15 protein-coding genes are annotated in these 19,603 nt (G+C 43.2%); all 15 read right to left on the bottom strand.

Annotated elements, in window-relative coordinates; translation table 11 throughout:
• Positions 1 to 16: 16 nt before the first annotated feature.
• Entirely contained in the window at positions 17 to 1,132 is a 1,116-nt protein-coding gene (locus tag T541_RS0100560; protein ID WP_026650875.1) for a glycosyltransferase, read from the bottom strand.
• Complete coding sequence (locus T541_RS0100555; protein ID WP_026650874.1) at positions 1,132 to 2,067, bottom strand: methionyl-tRNA formyltransferase; 936 nt, start codon at positions 2,065 to 2,067, stop codon at positions 1,132 to 1,134. Before T541_RS0100555 ends, T541_RS0100560 begins: the two co-directional genes overlap by 1 nt.
• A gap of 53 nt (positions 2,068 to 2,120) precedes the next feature.
• The gene (locus T541_RS0100550; protein ID WP_026650873.1) at positions 2,121 to 3,326 is read right to left on the bottom strand and encodes a glycosyltransferase; all 1,206 of its coding nucleotides are present in this window, start codon (positions 3,324 to 3,326) and stop codon (positions 2,121 to 2,123) included.
• Positions 3,326 to 4,777 (bottom strand): glycosyltransferase, encoded by a 1,452-nt coding sequence (locus T541_RS18340; RefSeq protein WP_051538007.1) that lies wholly within the window; start codon positions 4,775 to 4,777, stop codon positions 3,326 to 3,328. Before T541_RS18340 ends, T541_RS0100550 begins: the two co-directional genes overlap by 1 nt.
• Positions 4,778 to 4,827: 50 nt before the next feature.
• The gene (locus T541_RS0100540) at positions 4,828 to 5,577 is read right to left on the bottom strand and encodes a DUF2334 domain-containing protein (RefSeq protein WP_026650872.1); all 750 of its coding nucleotides are present in this window, start codon (positions 5,575 to 5,577) and stop codon (positions 4,828 to 4,830) included.
• Positions 5,578 to 5,618: 41 nt separating this feature from the next.
• A complete protein-coding gene (locus tag T541_RS0100535; protein ID WP_026650871.1) occupies positions 5,619 to 6,593 on the bottom strand; it encodes an SDR family oxidoreductase in 975 nt (324 codons plus the stop codon).
• 253 nt (positions 6,594 to 6,846) lie between these two features.
• Positions 6,847 to 8,163: a nucleotide sugar dehydrogenase gene (locus tag T541_RS0100530; protein WP_026650870.1), complete on the bottom strand. Its 1,317-nt coding sequence runs from the start codon at positions 8,161 to 8,163 to the stop codon at positions 6,847 to 6,849.
• Positions 8,164 to 8,200: 37 nt separating this feature from the next.
• The gene (locus T541_RS0100525; RefSeq protein WP_026650869.1) at positions 8,201 to 9,310 is read right to left on the bottom strand and encodes a glycosyltransferase family 4 protein; all 1,110 of its coding nucleotides are present in this window, start codon (positions 9,308 to 9,310) and stop codon (positions 8,201 to 8,203) included.
• A gap of 11 nt (positions 9,311 to 9,321) precedes the next feature.
• Positions 9,322 to 10,311: an ATP-grasp domain-containing protein gene (locus T541_RS0100520; RefSeq protein ID WP_026650868.1), complete on the bottom strand. Its 990-nt coding sequence runs from the start codon at positions 10,309 to 10,311 to the stop codon at positions 9,322 to 9,324.
• Positions 10,312 to 10,315: 4 nt separating this feature from the next.
• The gene (locus tag T541_RS18335) at positions 10,316 to 10,975 is read right to left on the bottom strand and encodes a sugar transferase (RefSeq protein WP_034465485.1); all 660 of its coding nucleotides are present in this window, start codon (positions 10,973 to 10,975) and stop codon (positions 10,316 to 10,318) included.
• 45 nt (positions 10,976 to 11,020) lie between these two features.
• Positions 11,021 to 12,289, bottom strand: a complete 1,269-nt coding sequence (locus tag T541_RS0100510) for a DegT/DnrJ/EryC1/StrS family aminotransferase (RefSeq protein WP_026650867.1) — start codon at positions 12,287 to 12,289, stop codon at positions 11,021 to 11,023.
• A 12-nt stretch (positions 12,290 to 12,301) separates the two neighbouring features.
• Complete coding sequence (locus tag T541_RS18330; protein WP_034465482.1) at positions 12,302 to 14,242, bottom strand: polysaccharide biosynthesis protein; 1,941 nt, start codon at positions 14,240 to 14,242, stop codon at positions 12,302 to 12,304.
• A 21-nt stretch (positions 14,243 to 14,263) separates the two neighbouring features.
• Positions 14,264 to 16,888, bottom strand: coding sequence for an O-antigen ligase family protein (locus T541_RS0100500; protein ID WP_026650866.1), 2,625 nt, complete (start codon positions 16,886 to 16,888; stop codon positions 14,264 to 14,266).
• 87 nt (positions 16,889 to 16,975) lie between these two features.
• Positions 16,976 to 18,649 (bottom strand): DUF6020 family protein, encoded by a 1,674-nt coding sequence (locus T541_RS0100495; RefSeq protein WP_026650865.1) that lies wholly within the window; start codon positions 18,647 to 18,649, stop codon positions 16,976 to 16,978.
• Positions 18,636 to 19,589, bottom strand: a complete 954-nt coding sequence (locus tag T541_RS0100490; RefSeq protein WP_026650864.1) for a glycosyltransferase family 2 protein — start codon at positions 19,587 to 19,589, stop codon at positions 18,636 to 18,638. Before T541_RS0100490 ends, T541_RS0100495 begins: the two co-directional genes overlap by 14 nt.
• Positions 19,590 to 19,603: the final 14 nt, after the last annotated feature.

Raw genomic sequence — 19,603 nt, 5'->3', positions numbered from 1 at the left:
AACTACCGTAATTTAATTAACCCTTTGGGAATTCTCCGGCGATGACTCTGTCGAGATAGTCACGCCACTGCTCAAAGATGGCCTTACCGTTGGCGATTTCTTCGATCCTGGCTGCCTCTTTGCCAAGGCGTTTAGCCAGCTCTTTATCCTCAATAAGTCTGCAAAGGCCTTCTACTACAGCGTCCTCATCCTTAATAGGAATGAGAAGTCCGTTCTCTTCATTTCTCATAACTGTTCTTGGGCCGCCACATGGACAATCTGTTGCCACGATAGGCATTCCCATTGCCATAGCTTCAAGAAGTGAGTTTGGAAGGCCCTCCCAGTCTGATGTGAAGGCATATACCTCACCCTTAGGGATCTCTTTTTCCAGCTCATCGCTACCGCCCATAAGAAGGATGTAGTCCTGAGCATTGTTCTCTTCAATGATGCTATCCAGGATTTCCTTGGTTCCATCATGGGAATCAGGACCGTAAATCTTTAGAACGTAGTCAGGGTGCTTCTCATGAACTCTTACAAAGGCTCTGCAAAGCATTGGCTGGTTCTTGAAGTCGATAAGTCTTGCGTGGTGCACAACGCTCTTTTCTGGAACTTCTGGGTGCTCTACGCCAAAGTACTTAGGATTTATAGGATTCAGGATAACTGTGGAGTTATTCTGAAGGTGTGGTTTAAAGAATTCTCTCTGACCTGTGGTCTGGAAAACAGCTCCAGAAGCCTTAGGGAAGAGCCACTTGATCTGAACCTTGTCAGAAAAGTGATCGTAATGGCCTGTTGGGTCTGTTCTGCAGCAGACAATTACAGGAACATTGGTGTTTCCTGCTGCCATAAGAGCTCTGTAATTGGCTCTGTGGGCAAAAGGAATAAGAACATCTGGCTGATATTCCTTAACGAATTCCTTGAGGTATTTAACACGTAAAAAGAACTTAGTGATTCTGTTCTTCTTCTCGTCGCCCTCGCGAAGACCAACATGGACTCTTGTTACTCTTTCGTCCAGCTCAAATTCGTCCTTGTCATACCATTCTGTTGCTATATAAACTTTGTAGCCTTCCTGGGCAAACTGATTGGCGAGGTTTGATACAACTCTCTCCGCTCCGCCCTGGCAAAGGCAATTCAAATGAAATGCTATCTTTTTCATTACTTAAGTACCGTTCCAACCTTTATCTCAATATCTGTATCGAATCTGTCGATTCTGATGGAGCCATCAACAGTTCTGACAATAGGCTTACCATCGAAGATATCCACAACTTCGCCTGGGGCAAACATGGAGAAGTCGATCATCTCATCAAAGGGATGTGCTTCCCAGACTGTAACCTTGTGGGCGTCATCCTCTGTATCTGCATAGCAGAAAGCGCCAGGAAATGGCGCAGCCACGCCTCTAATAAGGTTGTAGATATTCCTTGTTCTGTCGGTAAAATCAATCTTACCGTCAGCTGCTGTACGCTTATTGTACCATGAATCGAAATCCTTAGAATCTGTGTGGATAGGAATCTCGCCCTTTTCCATATATGTGGTAACAAGCTTTCTGATAAGGTTCTTGGAGCAGATCATGTTCTTGTACTGAGCAGTTCTGATGTCGTCGTGCTCATTGATCTGGAACATCTCTGTAGCAAAGACGTTAGGTGAATCTGCCTTCTCATCGTATCTAAAGAGGTTGAGGTTAAATCTTGTATCTCCAAGGATCATGGACCAGTTAAGTGGTGATCTGCCTCTTCCGAATGGGAGATATCCGCAGTTGCCGTGGAATCCATAGATACCAGCCTTGAAGGCATCAAGAACTTCCTTAGGAATAAGTCTCTGCCAGCCCATAACGATACCAAGATCAAAGGTGTTCTCACTGATGAATTTCAATGTTTTTTCATCCTTGAGATAGTAGCTCTCTGCCTCAAATACAGGGATTCCGTACTTCTCAGTAAGAAAAGACAGTCCCTTAAAACCAGAAACCTGGTTCTTTTCAGTAACCTTTGGAGCTATTGTCATTACAAGGTCTACTGGGCATAGCTCTTTTTGTATAAAATCTATTATGTTCTCTGATGTGTCCTTAACGCCAAATACTACTACTTTGTAGTGCATGCTGATACCTCTTTATATCTGATACTCATAAATATCCGTATTTACTGTATCTTTTATTCGTAATTTCTCAGAATATCATGGATACTCTCTTTGTACATTTCTGGCTTGTAGGAAGCAGCTCTTTTTGCTGACTTCTCTGCATAGGCCTTCATTCTGTCTTCATCATCAAGCATCTTACAGATCTCCTCTGCAAGAATCTTCTCTCTGTCTGTGATCACAGATGGGTCCATGTTGACCTCTTCTCCCATGTCAGGGATAAGAACGCCGTAGCTACCCTCTATTGCCACCTCTGTGCTGTCACCGTTAGGGATCCTCTTGATAAGGTCCTCATACTCGCTTTCTGATAAAAGAATTTCTCTAGGGCCTGTCTTACAATCCGCTGAGATAACAGGCTTATTAAGGGCCATTCCCTCAAGGACTGCATTAGGAAATCCCTCGTGGTTGGAGCTGCAGACATAGAGGTCTGATGCTGCCACGTATGGGAATGGGTTCTTACGATTGCCTGGATAAAAGGCTTTATCTCCAACTCCCAGCTTATCAGCCAGTTCTCTGTATGGATCCCAGTTGCCGGCACCAAGAACTACAAGGCGAGCCTCCGGATGCTTCTGACAAACCAGTGAAAAGGCCTTGGTAAGGTGCCAGATTCCCTTAATATAGTCATTTCTTCCCATGCAGGCAATAGTCTTAAGTGAAGGATCTGCAAATGGGAAATCATCTATCTTTTCAGCACCCTTTTTCTGGATATCCTCAACATCAAGAGGATTGTAGATATAGGTGCTTCTGTCGTAGTCAAAATCTCTTTTTAGCTGTCTTACAATCTCCTTAGAGCAGGACAGAACCTGATCTGACTTTTGGCAAAAGAGATTAACCTGACGAGGATTCTCCATGTCAGTCTGGCATCTAAGCCCTGTTAACACCTTTTCTTTTTGCCTTGAAAGGACGTTAACATAATTGGCACTGCTGCCGAAGCTGTAGGAAATATCTATGCCAAGATCTCTTTTTATCTTCTTGGTCTTATTAACGCGCTTAAGAACGTTGATAACCTTATTAAATATGCCCTTCTTGGAAGGTACATTGATGTCAATGACTTCCAGACCTGTCACATCAAAGTTGATGTCCTTGGAGCTGAAAATAAGGATATATACATTGTAAGTGTCCTGAAGTAGCCTTGCTGTCTTGACACAAACTCGCTCAAAGCCTCCCTGATGGAGCATTGGAACCATGAGCATAAGGTTCTTTTTGTCATTAGTGTTAGCCATTAAAAATGTCCTCTTTCGTAGAAGAATCCCATAAGCTTAGCCTGAGCCTTTACATCAAAGCCAGCATCGCGAAGCTTACCCTGGATGTAAACTGAGGATTCTGATCTGTCGCCGATTGAATACTCGATAGATCTGTGTTTATCTTTTACAACCCTGATCTTATCTGGGATATTAACCTTTTCAAAGCCTGTGCCTTCATCAAGAAGGTCAAAGTCAGGCATGTCGTCTGTCTCAAATACGCTCTCTCTTCTCTCCCCTGCAATTGCAGTGAGGGTCTGATTAAGGCGTATCTCCTCGTGAAGTGGGTCTGGATGATAATCTTCATGGAAAAGAAGGTCATCCAATATCTTTCTGGCCCAGTCCCTTGGCTCGGAATTGATACTGCGCATAGATACAAGCTCTGTTACATTAACCTCACTGGTAACTGAGTCAGAAACAAGGCACTGAAGACCTGCTGCCTGAGCTTCCACAACGCTGCCTGGAAGTCCCTCATATCTTGAAGGGAAGCAGAAATAGTCCATGGCCTGATAGTAGTCGCTGGCATTACTCTTATTACCTGCAAAGATACATCTGTCTATGATATGGAGCTTGATTGCAAGCTTCTTCATATCGTCCATAAGAGGGCCCTTACCCAGCATAAGAAGTCTGATCCTCATGCCATGAAGCATGCTGTACTCGTTGAGATCGTCGTTATCAAGAAGTCTGCATATCTGGGCAAAAACATTTAAAAGAAATTCGTGGTTCTTGGCATATCTGAAGCTTCCAACGTGGCCTATTACAATTGCATTGGAAACACCAAGCTCTTTTCTTATCTTGTTCCTGGTCTCTTCGTTATAGGCAAAATGCTTAAGGTCGATGGCATTAGGGATGATATGGACATTACCCTGATCCACCATGTTCTGGCCAAATACAGCAACTCCAGCCTCTTTGGAGCAGGCAAAATTGTAGTCTGTAATACCTTCCTTCTGAAGAGGTGATCTAAAGAGCTTAGTAGCCATGCCCTTTACACCATTATCAACGCCTGCACTTCTTGCGTGGGCGATACAGATAGGTATGCCACTCTTCTTGGCAATTGGAAGGTAAATGGCAGCTGTACTTGTCATATGACCCTGAACAACCTTCCACTGGTTAGGGTGGTCGTTAAAGAATCTCTTGATAGCGTTCTTGTAATCAAGAAGATTGGTGCCCACAAATTTGGGCAAGCAATAAATTCTACCGCCAAGCTTTCTGACGCTAGAATCAAAATAGTCCGGCTCCCTGATTGCCATCAGCTCATCTGAAGTCGGACTCTTTTTACCTGTCTTTTCCGGGGAATAATGTACCAGGAAATCAAATTGGATCTTGTCCCTGTCCATGTTGCGGTAGAGGTCCATGATCCTGCATTCAGCTCCACCAACACCAAGTCCCCCAAGTACGTGTAGTACGCGAATCTGTCCGTAACTATCTTCCATATTATTTCCATCCCGTATTTATTTGTATATGGATAAACCCTGGTTTCAGGTTATTTATGTTTAATTAGCTTGTGAAGTCTTCCAAGGTTATACTTGGATCTTGCAAGAAGTGCATCTCCAAATGCTGCGAACAATCCCTTTTTAACAGGATTTAAGGAAAAGAGCCTTGAAAAAGACACTACCTGTGCCTCATCCAAAAGCTTCTCAAAGGCTACAAAATCCCTATCTTCCATGGTATTAGTGTGGTAAACAAGGGTCTCGATACCTTTTTTACCAGCCTTAATGGCCATGGATTTCTTAAAAGCAAGTGGATAAAAGGTCATGCCAAATCTTGAAAATGGCATGTTACCAAAGCCATCTGTGATCTTGGAAAATCCGTTTTTCTTAAGGACTTTGATAGTGTTCTTATCAAAGGAATGGGAAGGAGCCATGAAAATATCTGTCCTGATTCCGTGGCTCTTAAGGATCCTCTTGCCTTCTCTTATCATATCATCCTGAGCGGACATTGATACACCGGCAAATTCAGACTTTCCTCCAATAGGGAAAAGACCTGCTTCCCTAGTGGTGTAAAGGTGATTAAAGCCGTGCATGGCAATAGTCCACCCATCCTTTTCCAGGGTCTTAACATAATCCCAGAAATCTTCTCTCTTAGGGTCTATCTGAAGTTTAGGGTCCTTGTTATCAGGCACCACACCAATTAAAGGCTTGACTGAATGCTTATCCAGGATCTCTTTGAACCTGTTAAACTTGGTCCAGTCCATATCTGGTGTGATGTCGTCCATTCTGATTGTTATCTGCATGAAAATTCCTCTGTATAAGATAACATTTGTTCTCTTATATCTTACAGGTTTTTCTTATACCAGTCTATTGCAAGCTCAATACCAGCCTTGAAATCATAAGATGGATCATAGCCAAGGTTAGTTCTTGCCTTTGTGATATCAGCGTTAGAATCTCTGATATCTCCTGCACGTGGTGGTCCAAAGATAGGCTCAACGTCCATACCAAGTGCATCTGTAAGGTGATGATATACATCAATAAGGAACTCTCTTCCGCCTGCACCGATGTTGTAGGCTTCACCTGCTGCCTCTGAAGAAGCAAGACAGGCACGAAGGTTACCTTCAATTACGTTATCAACATATGTAAAGTCTCTTGACTGCTTACCGTCTCCGTTGATAGTAGGAGTCTCACCGTTCATGAGCTGGCGAAGGAACTTAGGGATAACAGCTGCGTATGCGCCGTTTGGATCCTGTCTTCTTCCGAATACGTTGAAATATCTAAGTCCATAGGTATCAAGACCGTAAAGCTTCTTGTAAAGCTTACCGTACTCTTCGTCTGTCTTCTTAGTAAGAGCGTAAGGTGAAAGAACGTTGCCTTCCTGACCTTCCTTCTTAGGAAGAGTAGTTGAATCTCCGTATACTGATGAGCTTGAAGCATAGACGAACTTCTTAACGCCGTTCTGTCTTGAAGCTTCCATCATGTTCAGGGTTCCTCTGATGTTGATCTCCTCGTATAAAAGAGGCATCTCGATACTACGTGGAACTGAACCCCAGGCTGCCTCGTTAAGAACGTAGTCAACGCCCTTTGTAGCTTCCATGCATGCGTCTAAGTCTCTGATGTCCTTCTCAAGGAATGTGAACTTAGGGTTCTCCATGAAAGGCTGAATGTTCTCAATGTGGCCAGTTGAGAGGTTATCCATACATCTAACTGTATAACCCATCTCAAGAAGCGCCTCACAAATATTTGATCCGATGAAGCCTGCTCCACCAGTTACAAGGAAGACAGAATCTTCCGGAAATTTTAACTCTCTAAAACCCATTTTTTTCCTCTCTAGTCCGCGGTCAAATCATTCATCTGTTCGCGTTTCCTCGTCGTGATTCCCATGGGCTCATATCAGAAAAATGTCTCATCTCATGTTATTCGGAACACTCGACATTTTTCTGATATTTCACCCTGGGATTCATCGACTCGTGCAAATGTCTCACATCTGAATGATTTGCCTCGCTATACTACATAGTAAAACTTAATCTTTATTGATTGAGTTTTCTTATTCTTTTCCTATTTTTCTTTAATCAAAGTCTCCAGTAGTCGAATTCAGGAGCCTTGTAGTCGTTAAGGTCATAGATGCCCTTAAGGTCCATGAATACCTTAGTTTTGTGTGAAGGATTGAAGAACTTAGCTATATCAGCTGGCTTGTAAGCCTTGAAGTCTTCGTGAGCAACAGCCATGATTACAAGGTCCATGTCCTTAACATCATCAAGTGTATTGAACTCGATACCGTATAGTCTCTTAGCCTCGTCTGAATCAGCCTGTGGATCTACTACTACAGGAGTGATTCCGTACTCACCAAGCTCGTTATAGATATCGATAATCTTTGTATTACGTGTATCTGGGCAGTTCTCCTTGAATGTGAAGCCAAGGATTGCTACCTTTGCATTCTTAACTGGGATGTCATTGGCGATGAGACGCTTAACAGCTGACTCTGCAATGTATTTACCCATATCATCGTTGATACGACGACCTGAAAGGATGATCTGTGAGTGGTAACCAAGCTCCTCAGCCTTGTATGTAAGGTAGTAAGGGTCAACACCGATACAGTGTCCACCAACAAGACCTGGTCTGAATGGAAGGAAGTTCCACTTTGTTCCAGCTGCCTCAAGAACGCTCTTTGTATCGATTCCCATCTTATTGAAGATGATTGAAAGCTCGTTCATGAAAGCGATGTTGATATCACGCTGTGAATTCTCGATAACCTTAGCTGCCTCAGCAACCTTGATTGACTGAGCCTTATATACGCCTGCAAGAGCAACGAGGCTGTAAACCTTAGCAACCTCTTCAAGTGTCTCTTCATCCATACCTGAAACGATCTTAGTAATAGTATCAAGTCTGTGAACCTTGTCACCTGGGTTGATACGCTCTGGTGAATAACCAACCTTGAAATCAACGCCGCACTTAAGGCCTGACTCCTCTTCAAGGATAGGAACACAGATATCCTCTGTTACTCCAGGATAAACTGTTGACTCATATACTACGATAGAACCCTTTGTAAGGTACTTACCAAGTGTACGGCTTGCACCCTCAACTGGTGAAAGATCTGGTGTGTGATCATCATTAACTGGTGTAGGAACTGCTACAACATGGAACTTACACTCTCTGAGCTTCTCAGGATCTGCTGTGAACTCAACTGTTGTCTCCTTTATAGCTTCGTCACCAACTTCTCTTGTTGGATCGATTCCCTTCTTATAAAGATCAACCTTGGCTGCGTTAAAGTCATAACCTACAACCTTGATCTTCTTGGCGTAAGCAACTGCGATAGGCATACCTACGTATCCAAGTCCTACAAGTGAAAGTTTCTCCTCTCCTGAAAGGAGCTTCTCATATAATCCCATAATAATTCCTCCATCTAACTTAGTCAGATATAATTTTTTATTTATTAGAATTCAATAGTTCGTCTATTTTATTCACATACGTCAATATTATACTACGTCTGTCAAACTTTCGCTCAACCAGTCTCCGTGCGGCTTCTCCCATTTTGCGTCTCTCATCCTCACTAAGGGAAAAGAACTTATCTGCCGCTTCAAAAAGTGAATCCTCATCTCGTGGTTTAACCAAAAATCCTGAAACTTCTTTTTCCACAATTTCCTTACAGCCGCTAATATCAGATGCGATAACCGGTCTTCCAGTGGCAGAGGCTTCCATCAGCACGTTAGACATGCCCTCGTGATAGGAAGGATGCACGATAACATCCGCCTCCTTAATATATGGATGAACATCCTTCTGGAAAGGTATCATCTTAAAGTAGCCTTTAGAAACTGCCTCTTTTACCTTGCTCTCATAGTCATCGTCGTTGTAACCGATGGCTGCAAAGGAGACTTTATCGCCATATTTCTCATGAAGCCTTTTAGCAACTGCCAGGTACTCATCTGTACCCTTCTCCTTCATGAGTCTTCCTATATACAGATATCTGGTGACGTCATCCTTGTGGCCTGGATATAGCTCTTTTACGTGCTTATCAAGATTAACTCCTGAGCCGTTAACTGTGACATGCTCAAGACCTCTAATGCCGTGGTCTTCGAATATACGCCTGTTCTCAGCATTCTGGAAAAAGAGATATCTACACTTCTTAAGGGATACCTTATACATAAGGACTATCAGCTTAAGTAGCATTCCGCCTCTTTCAAAGGTGCTGCCAAGGCCGGTAACTGTTGATATATAAGGAACCTTCAATCTCTTACATACGTATCCACCGTAGATGTTAGGCTTGATAGTGTAGGTAAGAACCACGTCAGGCTTCTCACTTTTAATGAGTTTCCTATAATCGCGCAAAAGAGCCAAGTCCTGTACAGGATTGACTCCTCGTCTGTTAATGTCTGTATGAATGACTTTGCAGCCTTCTTCTCTGAGCTCCTTGACCTTAACGTCATCGGGAAGGCTGATAACCACCTCAAAGCCCTTGTCCATAAGGCTTGTCAGAAGCTCATTTCTAAAATCATATAAACCGCCAGAAGAATTGGCCAGTATCAGTGCTTTAGGCATTTAATCTCCTTTTACTCTGCCAGGTCGCTTTCCTGCATTACGCAAAGTTCGTTGTATTTCATCATGTAGACACCTTCTTTGTAATCTCCGATGTCCACCTCGTTCTCAATTCCCTGAAGGTTGTTGAGAATCATCTTAGGGAAGTTGACGCCACAGGCATAGGCATGTGGATAACCGCCGCCAAATCTTGGATTAACCTCAGACAGATACCAGGTGTCACTGATCTTGTCATAGAAAAGATCTATGTCGATCATGCCTCTGTAACCAACGTTCTCAACAAATTGAACGATCTGCTTGAAGAGCTGGTCGTTGATGACAGATACGGATTTATCAGTTTCTCCTGCGCGCATCTTGATTTTTTTCTTAAGGAAGATAGATGTGCACTTGCCGGAGATCATGTCAATATAAACGTCAGCTCCATACTCCTGACCAGTCATGTATTCCTGAATGATAAGGTCATCGAAATCATGGAAAAGAGCTGTCAGCATCTCCCTTGAATTAACTGCATTGATGTTAAGAGAAGCGCTTCCTCTTCTTGGCTTAACAAATACAGGGTAGTCCACTTCTCCTGCTGCTCTTGCGCTCTCAAACTCAGCAATGCTTCTATAACACTTGGCTGTTGGAATTCCAAGCTTACCAAGCATCTCATACATCTTGTATTTATCAAGGCTTGTCTCACAGAGCTCATAGGAAGATACGATTGGAGTTACACCGATCTTGGTGAAACGCTCAGCGTTCTTGGCAAGAAGGGAAAGCTCTGGGTCGATAAGACTGAAAACTCCCTTGATCTCTTCTTTTCTGCAGATTCCAAGAATCTCATCAATATAAAATGGAGCATCGATTCTTGAAACAATATAGTTCTTATCTGCATCGTAGATGGCTGGTCCGATGTTGGAGCAATCTGTTGCCACAACCTTTCCTGTTCCATCAAGCTCACTCTTAAAAGCCTGTACCACCTTATTTCTTGTTCCTGCACTAAGAATTAAAATGTTTGTCTCCATAGTCTCAATCCTCTTTTAATTTTCCAGTTCTCTCAAGACGCTCTTTTCTAATCTGAGCGAAGTTTCCTTCAACCTTGTTAGTGTCCTCTGCCACCTGTTCGCTGTGGCCAAAAACTGTTTTAAAAGTCATGCCGATAACCTTAAGATCCATAAAAAAGCTCAGGTTCTCAACATATGTTGCATCAATTTCAAATCTGGTATCCCAGTCCACAGTATTCCTGCCGCTGGCCTGAGCAAGACCTGTAAGTCCCGGTCTTACTGTGTGGCGAAGCTTCTCCCTTTCTGTGTAATATGGAAGATACTCAACCAACAGGGGCCTTGGCCCAATAAAGCTCATGTCACCCTTCAGTATGCAAAAGAGCTCAGGAAGCTCATCAAGGCTTGTCTTTCTTAGGAACTTGCCAAAACTTGTAAGCCTGTCCTTATCAGGAAGGAGCTTGCCTTCAGCATCTCTTTTGTCTGTCATGGTTCTGAACTTGTACATATTGAATATCTTTTCATCCTTACCTGGACGGGGCTGCTTGAATAATATAGGGCTTCCAAGCTTGATGCGGACCAGGATCGCCACTATCAGGTACAGCCAGCAAAACAGGATCAGGATTATCAAAGATATCAGTATGTCGAATATTCGCTTTACATACTTTCCATAAAATGAATTCTTCATGATATCCTTTATTTCTATGTTAGTATTCTTCTCTGAAAACTCAGATCAAAAGCAGCTCTTGATCACTTCAATGATCACATCCTGCTGATCAGGAGTCATCTTGTTATCACTTGGAAGGCAAAGGCCTCTTTCAAAAATATCCATTCCAACGTCGGCAATAGCACCCTCGTTGATGTAAGCGTTACTTCTTGCTCTTCCGTTTCCGGATACAGTGATGAATGGATTCATTCTGTAAATTGGCTGCATGTGCATTGGCTTCCAGATTGGACGGCCCTCTGCATTTATCTTGGCAATTGCTTCAAGGATTTCTGTAGGACAGCTCTTACCTGGCTCTGTCACGTAAAGAACGTCCTTCTCGCCTCTAACCTGCTTGCACATAGCTTCTTTATTGATAAGAAGACATGAAAGCCAGAAGTTAGGCACACTGTTCTTGTCATCGAAAGGATTCATTGTAACAGGAAGGTCCTTAAGTCCCTCCTTGTAACGCTCATAAATAGCTCTCTTCTGAGCAATGTGCTCCTCAAGATAAGGAAGCTGGCCTCTTACAACGCCTGCGATAACATTACTCATTCTATAGTTAAAGCCAAGCTCCTCATGCTGATACCATGGAGCATCCTCTCTTGCCTGGGTAGACCACTTACGAACCTTGTGGGCATCCTCTTCGCTCTTAGCAAGGAACATTCCGCCTGAAGAACCTGTAATAATCTTATTTCCGTTAAAAGAGATAATTCCGTAATCACCAAAGATACCTGTCTGCTTGCCTTTATAGGTTGCGCCAAAGGACTCAGCTGCATCTTCAACGATAAGGGCACCGTGCTTGTCACAGATGCTGCGGATCTCATCAATCTTACCTGGTGTTCCGTAAAGGTGAGCTACAACCACAAGCTTAACCTCAGGATAAATCTCGAAGGCCTTCTCAAGAGCCTTAGGATTCATATTCCAGGTATCTGCTTCTGTATCGATAAATACTGCTTCGCCGCCTTCGTAGGCAATAGGGTTAACTGTTGCATCAAAGGTCATGTCAGAGCAGAATACTTTTTTACCCTCTAGTGAACCGTGTCCAACCTTAGGAATGCCGTAAAGTCTTTCTCCTGCAAGCTTGATGGCAAGGTGAAGAGCTGCGGTTCCTGAAGAAAGAGCTACAGCGTCCTTGCAACCAATCTTCTCGGTCACGATTCTCTCTGCTTCATTGATGTTGGCGCCTACTGTAGACATCCAGTTGGTGTCATAGGCTTCCTGCATATACTTAAGTTCATCGCCGTGCATTGTTGGTGATGAGAGATAGATCTTTTTCTCAAAAGGTTTGATTTCCATAACTGATTCCTCTTAATCTTCCTCGTTGATCTTGTCAGCCACCTTCTTAAGAGCTTCCTTGTGCTCTGTAGAACGGTCTGCTTCATTATCTGTAGGATGGTAGGTTGTTACTATCTCCTGAACAATACTCTTGACCTCAGGTGATTCCTCTCTTGACGCCACATTGAGTCTTTCAAGCTGTGAGAAAAATCTCATTTCATCAAGCTGAATTGGCTTTCCAATGTGGATCATCTTGTTGGATGTATCCTGAAGTCCCTCTTCATCCATGAGCATCTCCTCATAGAGCTTCTCACCTGGACGAAGTCCTGTAAATTCTATACGAATATCCTCGCCAACCTTGTAGCCTGAGAGCTTGATAAGATTCTCAGCAAGGTCAAGGATTCTAACGGGCTCTCCCATATCAAGAACGAAGATCTCTCCGCCCTTGGCATAAGCACCAGCCTGAAGTACCAGTGATACAGCCTCAGAAATAGTCATAAAATAACGGATGATATTAGGGTCTGTAACTGTAACCGGGCCGCCTGAAGCTATCTGCTTTTTGAAAAGAGGTATGACAGAGCCGTTGGATCCAAGTACATTACCAAAACGAACTGCCACAAACTCTGTATCGTAGTGCTTATTGAAGGTCTGAACAATCATCTCACAGATTCTCTTGCTGGCTCCCATAACGTTGGTTGGGTTAACAGCTTTGTCTGTGGAAATAAGAACAAACTTGCTGGCGCCGTTCATGGCTGCTGCCATAGCGGTCTTAAAGGTACCAAATACGTTGTTCTTAATAGCTTCTCCAGGGCTTGTCTCCATAAGAGGCACATGCTTGTGAGCTGCTGCATGGTAGACAATGTCTGGCTTGTACTCTTCAAAAATAGTGTTAATTCTGAGTGTATTACGAACAGAAGCGATCAGTACTACAAGATCAAGGTCCTTGTAATTGCGGATGAGCTCCTGCTGAATGTCATAGGCGTTGTTCTCGTAGATATCCACGATGATAAGGCGCTTTGGCTTATGGCTTGCGATCTGTCTGCAAAGCTCGGATCCGATTGATCCGCCACCACCGGTAACCATGACAACCTTGCCACTTACGTAGCCTGCGATGGAATCTATATCTACAGCAATAGGATCTCTTCCAAGAAGGTCCTCTACTTCTACATCACGAAGTCTTGATACATTTACCTCTCCGTTAACCAGCTGGTACATTCCAGGCAGGGAACGAAGCTTACAGTCTGTATTCTTACAGATATCAAGGATTTTCTTAAGCTCCTGTCTTGAAACAGAAGGGATAGCAACTATGATCTCATCGATATCGTAAAGGTCAGCGCACTCAACGATTCTGTCTCTTCCGCCTACAACGCGGATTCCCTGAATGTACTTGCCCCATTTATTAGGATCATCATCGATGATGCACTTGATGGACATTGTTGAGTAGTTGCTGGTGATGATCTCTTTAATGATGATGTTGGCAGCCTCTCCGGCACCAATGATCATTACGGCTTTACTATTATTCCTGTTCTCTGCCCTATGCTTCTGACTACGAAGGAATCTGTAGGAGAATCTGCTGATAAATATCAGGGTGTAGAGAAGGAAGGTATAAAGGAAGTAGTAACTCTGTGGAACCGGCTGTGACTGGGACTTAAAAAACTGAAGTCCAATGGCATTGATGATTCCAGAAAGTGTACATCCCATTACCAGGTTCTGAAGTTCTCTTTCTCCTGCGTATGCCCAAAGGCTGTCATAAAGCTTGAACAGATAAAATACAAGCAGTGTGATCAGAATGTTAATAGGCAAAAATGTGTTAACAGGTGTAAGGAAATGGTCAGGAATAGTGCCAACCTTAAACTCATATCTTATAAGGATTGCCACGTAGCTGGCCAGAATTATGCTGATGATATCGTAGATAATCAGCCCTGTTCTTCTATATAGTTTTTGAAAGTTAAAAGGCTCTTTTTTCTTGTTCATTATCCTATCCAACTTCTATTATTATTCACACTTCTTCCTGTACACCAGTGGTGCAATTGAAAGGAAAAGTGCCAGTGTCATTGGGTTTGAAAGCTGGAATACCCATTCTGAGATACCAGCCACAATAAAGCCTATGATAACGGCAAATGGCATAAGTGAAAGTGGCTCTTCCTTCTTGTGCTTACCATAGTAGTAAATGCTGTAGATTACAGCAAATAACATAAGCACAGCAAAAAGAGCTCCCACTATAATTCCATGGTCGAAGGCCACCTGAATATATGTGTTGTGGGCGTGGATCGCAATCTCACCGTTTGGAAGCTCTGCTCCCATCTCATCATGACCGGTAAGATTTAGCTCTTTTATATAAGATCTGAAGATGGTAATACGTCCATTAGACATTACGTCCAGTGGGTTATCCACATCCACATATTCATTCATGGTTTCAAGGAGCATTCTGAACTCTGCTCTTGTAACTGTATTAGATGCAAGAAGGAATCCCATCTCGTTGACGTCGAGTCTTCCATCCTGGCCTTCCTCGTAGTAGGACTCCTCGTTACTTTCATCTATAGGATATCCGTAGTGGTCATAAAGAGGATTGCCATTGCTATCGTAGTTGTAGACATCGAGAGGATATGAGTAATCTCCAATTTCGACGCCGAGAATCTTGGTGGCAAAAAGACCTGTAAAGCGCTCAACACACATGAAGTTGGTGCTGCCCCAGGCTGCTCCGCCTCTTATGAACTCATCAGTCTCGTCAATAACGTAGATAACAGGATCTGCCACGATGGCAGGTATTATTCTCTGAAGTGTAAAGGCTGCAGGGAAGCAAAGAATCACTGACAGCACAAGTACACCGATAATGCGGGCAAACTGCCTCTTATATCTGACAGATATTGTTACGATAACAAGGAATACGCACACTCCTATAGCAAGGTATGCTGTCCTTGATACTGTAAATATGGCATAGGCCATGGTCCATCCAAAGAAGATTATTTCCTTCCAGGCTGTCTTGAATAATTCCCAAATTCCGCATCCGTTAGGTGCTGCCACGATCTTAGCCACAAGAAGGACGCAGGCAACAGCTCCCATAAATGTGAAGTATTCTGCTGTAACAGTTACTGTGTGGAAGATAAAGCCAAATCTTCCAAGTACGTAACCTGCGAAATATCTGTGCATAAGGCTAAAGACAAGGGAGATGGCAAAGTTCATCATGAAACCACCTGAAACTATCTTGAGGTAATCTTTTTTACCAGGCCATACCATGATCCTTAAGTACCATACGCAGAATGTAAGGGCAAGAACTACGCCCCACCATCTGGTGTTCCTGAAAATAACGATCAGTAACAGGAAAAGGAACAGCATTGCTCCAAATGCGGACAATCTGTACTGGGATTTATCTCTTGTCTTAATCTTTCCAACAATGTATCTGGCAATAACTACTATGGCATTCATCAGTAGCACGCCAGCTAAGATGACGATGATAATGCCGTATTTAAGAGCAGCATTATTAAGGTCATACTCTTTTTCTGTATCAGCAAGGGCATGAAGCCTGTAGTAATTGGCGCCGTAGATCACAGAGCCCACAAGCCATACCGCGTTGTAGACATTGACTGCCTCTTTAAGGGAGAAGGTCAAAAGCATCATGATAAGAAGCCAGATCATCATTTTTCTCTCAGAAAGGGTGTGATAAATGTCATAAAGGTCGTTCATGTAGGCGCAGCCATACCAGATGGCCATTGCCATTGAGAACATGATAAGGATATAGCGGAGCTTATCGCTGTTCTTAACGCTCTCCCAGAATGAAATGCCAATCTTGTGAGTAACCACCCTGTGGTTAATGGCATAGAAGGTGAAGAAGGCGCATATCAAAAGACCTATCTCATAAAAGATAATGTCCACAGCCCTTAGATCAAAGATCCTAAGAGGAAATACCATTATCATAAGTACCAGGTAAACAACAGTCGCTACTGGGTTAGCCACGTATTTAATGGCTTTACCGATTGTCATAAGGCTGTTCTTATCAGGGAACTTCTTAAAGTACAGGAAGGTTGCCAGATAAATGCATGCATAAATAGCGGCGATCACAAATATGATTCCCAGTGAAACCCACTTGGAGATTGGCAATCTGTAGTTGTAGATTGCTGCCAGATGCACTCCAGGCACTTCCTGAGCATCATTGATATATATACTTCCAACATAGGCTGTATCATCAGGAATACTCTCGTAAGCCGCATAATACTTAGATCTGCAGCCCTGAAGCACTAATGTGTACTCCTCACCAACCTCTACTGTAAGCTCCATAGGAATGGTCACATAGCATGGAAGCTGATAGTCGTTGACATCAACAATAACCTTAAGGGCAGATACGTTGTACTTGTCCCTGATCTCAGCGTATATGTATCTACCTGTCTCGAATTTAGAAATGTATACATCAATAGAACTCAGCCTTTCATACTGGGTCACAAATTTCTGTGACATCTGAAAATCTGGGTTTATATAATCTGACTCGCTGATAATCTCGCCGCCTGGTGATGTCTTAAGGACCTTGGTCCAGGTTCTAAGTGGCCAGACTGTCATTACACATATGATCGCAAATAAGAGAAAAACCAGTCTTATTGCTGTTTTCCTGTTAATAATTGTTCTCATCAAATAAGCCTTTTCCTAGTTTTATGGCATAAAAAGCCATCATTAAATATTAACACACCTGCTATTGTTAATCAAACCAGCCAAAAATCACTCAGCATCAGACGTGGCCATAAGTAGTGGCAGATTAAACCACAAAATCACCACGTATCTTACAAGATAGGTTGGTCCTAACATAACAGTAAGGCACGTAAGGACCATAGGTAAAAATGGAAGAACGCCATTTTTCTTTTTCCTGCAAATTCGGTAGCAGAAAACAAAAAGGTAAACTATAAGCCACAGTCCAGGGGCAAATATAAGAGCCGGAATTGGGGCATCCTTTGGAAATGTGCCGATGGAAATGTATCTGTAGAACTTGTCTATTATAGGAATGAAGCTATGTCTTTCTCCTGGAAGCTCCACTTCGTAGCCAAAGTAACAGTTGTCCTCATAGGTAAAGGTGAACATAGAGGTTCCCTTATACACATCAAAGGAAGCTGGTGGATAAAAATACCCATAGCAGGTAAGAAGCCAGGCATTTAAATAGGTTCCAGGACTCTTCTTAAGCATCTTAAACCAAAGGTCCCAGAAGTCCCTGGAATTGGCTTCGTAAAGATCATTATTAAAGTCCACCTTTACAAGGTCAGAAACCTTATCGGTGTACAGGTTGAGGTTCTCTTCAGGTATGTAGCTTGTAAGAGTCTTAATATCCTCTTCGCTCATGCTGTCTCTGTCGTACTTATAGCTCCTTGCAAGCTGCATGATAGGAACTGTCAGTATTTCCTGATGATGTGTGGTTCCTGTCGCGCCAAAGAGAGAACTAAGGGCAAGGTTTACCACAAGATAAAGAACTATGGGGCCTGCCAAAATAGTGGTGAGCTTGATGGATTTCTTTTTCCATAAAAAAGCTATTGCTATAGGCACGAATACAAGGTAGGCGTAAAAGCCGTTGTGTCTAAAGCATGGCATAAGAACTGCAGTTGCTACAAAGGCTGCGACTCTTGTCTTACTGGCAAGGAATTCTTGTGGATCCTCAAAGAGCTGCACAAGGAAAACCGTAAGTAGAAGGAGCAGCGCAGAGAACAGGCCATCCTTACTTGAGCACAGGGTGTACATTACGATAGTTGGGAAAAGACCGTAGAATAAAAGCCAGAAAATACGGTACTTTTTGCCTACGCCTCTTTTCTTAAGGAAAGTGATCACATAGGCAAATATCCAGGTGATTACCAGCATCTGAAGTACGATGTATAGGAAGATTCCAGCATTCCAGGAACCTGAGATTTTGTGGATAAGGGTGATGGTGCCACCAAGAAGGAGGACGTGCAATAGCGGGTGATGAGTTGTGAAGGTCCTTGTAAGGACTTCGTTGAGCTCGTCCTGGGCATCATATACGAAGAATCCGGGGAATTCTGCCAAAAGAACTGGGATATTAAGGGCGATCAGAATCAGATGGAGTTTGTAGAATTCTCTCCTGTCTGCCTTTCTGTCTGTTTCTGTGAAGATCTTGGGAAGGGTTCTTCCTGCGAAGTGCCTGTCCCTGGAGGTTCCACAGTTGTCATAGCTTCTCCAGACGTATCTTGAATCAAAGGTCATAATGGCCATAATGCAGACCATTACAAGGATTGCGTTCTTGTCTGTAAGGTTGATGCTACCATGGGTTTCAAGCTGGTAACCAAACACCAGAAAAATACCCGATAAAACGCCAAATAAGCCTGACATAAGCCAGGCTAATACTACGTTTTCTTCTTTAAACTGCTTTCCCCAAAAAGTACTACTTTTCCTCATCGCGGGTCGTCTCCCGTATCACAAACTGTGGATTCTTGTTCTGTGAAATGTAAATCCTTCCAACATACTCACCAACCATGCCAAGCATGAGCATGATGGCTCCTCCCATAAATACGATAGCGCTCATCAGAGCGGAAAAACCTGTGGTCAGTCCTGGAAGATCAGGATACATGATCTTCTTGATAACTGTGTAAACGCCGTATAAAAAGCCGATGATAGCAAATATTGATCCGGACAATGTGGCAATTCTAAGGGGCTTAATGCTAAAGGCGGTAAAGCCGTTTATCCAGAGCTTCATGAGCTTGGAAAAGGTATAACCGCTATTGCCGATTTCTCTTTTCCTATGGTTAACGTCAACATTGACGATGTTCTTGGTGGTCCTAAGGACAAGGCCGATTACGTAAGGATATGAGCTCTCGTACTTGACCATCTCATCAACAACAAAGCGTCTTGCGGCAAAGTAACTGGACACGAACAGATCCTTAGGCTTGCCGATCATAACGCTGGCCATCCATTCGTTCATGAAGGTTCCAAAGTTCCTAAAGAGGTTGTGCTGCTTGTGAGCGTATCTTGCGTAGGCTACGTCTGCGCCGTTTTCAAGGGCTTCAAGAAGCTTGCCCACTTCGTTAGCAGGGGTCTGTCCGTCGTCATCAAGGCATACTACGTAGTCACCCTTACTCTCGTTAAGTCCTGCCATGAGAGCCGCATGCTGGCCGAAGTTCTTGGCGAAGTTAATTCCAATCACGTGGTCCTTACGGGTGGAGGCTATTTCTTTTAACTTATCCCAGGTATTGTCAGGGGATCCGTCGTTAACAAGGATTATCTCGTAGGTGTACGCAGATAACCCAGCCATTGTGTCTTCTATCTCGATAACAACTGACTCTACGGTATTCTCTGATCTGTAGCAGGGAATAACAAAGCTAATCATTTTAGGTGTCATAGTAAAACCTTTCA

The organism is Butyrivibrio proteoclasticus P6B7, assembly GCF_000622085.1.
GTDB classification, from domain to species: Bacteria; Bacillota; Clostridia; order Lachnospirales; family Lachnospiraceae; genus Butyrivibrio; species Butyrivibrio proteoclasticus_A.
The sequence above is the reverse complement of the archived record's forward strand: the minus strand, read 5'-3'. Positions and strand labels throughout refer to the sequence as shown.

Bases quoted from the DNA above. Each gene is read 5' to 3' on its own strand.
- T541_RS0100525 (WP_026650869.1), bottom strand. From the start codon at position 9,310: ATGCCTAAAGCACTGATACTGGCCAATTCTTCTGGCGGTTTATATGAT.
- T541_RS0100530 (WP_026650870.1), bottom strand. From the start codon at position 8,163: ATGGGATTATATGAGAAGCTCCTTTCAGGAGAGGAGAAACTTTCACTT.
- T541_RS18330 (WP_034465482.1), bottom strand. From the start codon at position 14,242: ATGAACAAGAAAAAAGAGCCTTTTAACTTTCAAAAACTATATAGAAGA.
- T541_RS0100560 (WP_026650875.1), bottom strand. From the start codon at position 1,132: ATGAAAAAGATAGCATTTCATTTGAATTGCCTTTGCCAGGGCGGAGCG.
- T541_RS0100495 (WP_026650865.1), bottom strand. From the start codon at position 18,649: ATGAGGAAAAGTAGTACTTTTTGGGGAAAGCAGTTTAAAGAAGAAAAC.
- T541_RS0100555 (WP_026650874.1), bottom strand. From the start codon at position 2,067: ATGCACTACAAAGTAGTAGTATTTGGCGTTAAGGACACATCAGAGAAC.
- T541_RS0100520 (WP_026650868.1), bottom strand. From the start codon at position 10,311: ATGGAGACAAACATTTTAATTCTTAGTGCAGGAACAAGAAATAAGGTG.
- T541_RS0100490 (WP_026650864.1), bottom strand. From the start codon at position 19,589: ATGACACCTAAAATGATTAGCTTTGTTATTCCCTGCTACAGATCAGAG.
- T541_RS18340 (WP_051538007.1), bottom strand. From the start codon at position 4,777: ATGGAAGATAGTTACGGACAGATTCGCGTACTACACGTACTTGGGGGA.
- T541_RS0100510 (WP_026650867.1), bottom strand. From the start codon at position 12,289: ATGGAAATCAAACCTTTTGAGAAAAAGATCTATCTCTCATCACCAACA.
- T541_RS0100535 (WP_026650871.1), bottom strand. From the start codon at position 6,593: ATGGGTTTTAGAGAGTTAAAATTTCCGGAAGATTCTGTCTTCCTTGTA.
- T541_RS18335 (WP_034465485.1), bottom strand. From the start codon at position 10,975: ATGAAGAATTCATTTTATGGAAAGTATGTAAAGCGAATATTCGACATA.
- T541_RS0100540 (WP_026650872.1), bottom strand. From the start codon at position 5,577: ATGCAGATAACAATCAGAATGGACGACATCACACCAGATATGGACTGG.
- T541_RS0100500 (WP_026650866.1), bottom strand. From the start codon at position 16,888: ATGAGAACAATTATTAACAGGAAAACAGCAATAAGACTGGTTTTTCTC.
- T541_RS0100550 (WP_026650873.1), bottom strand. From the start codon at position 3,326: ATGGCTAACACTAATGACAAAAAGAACCTTATGCTCATGGTTCCAATG.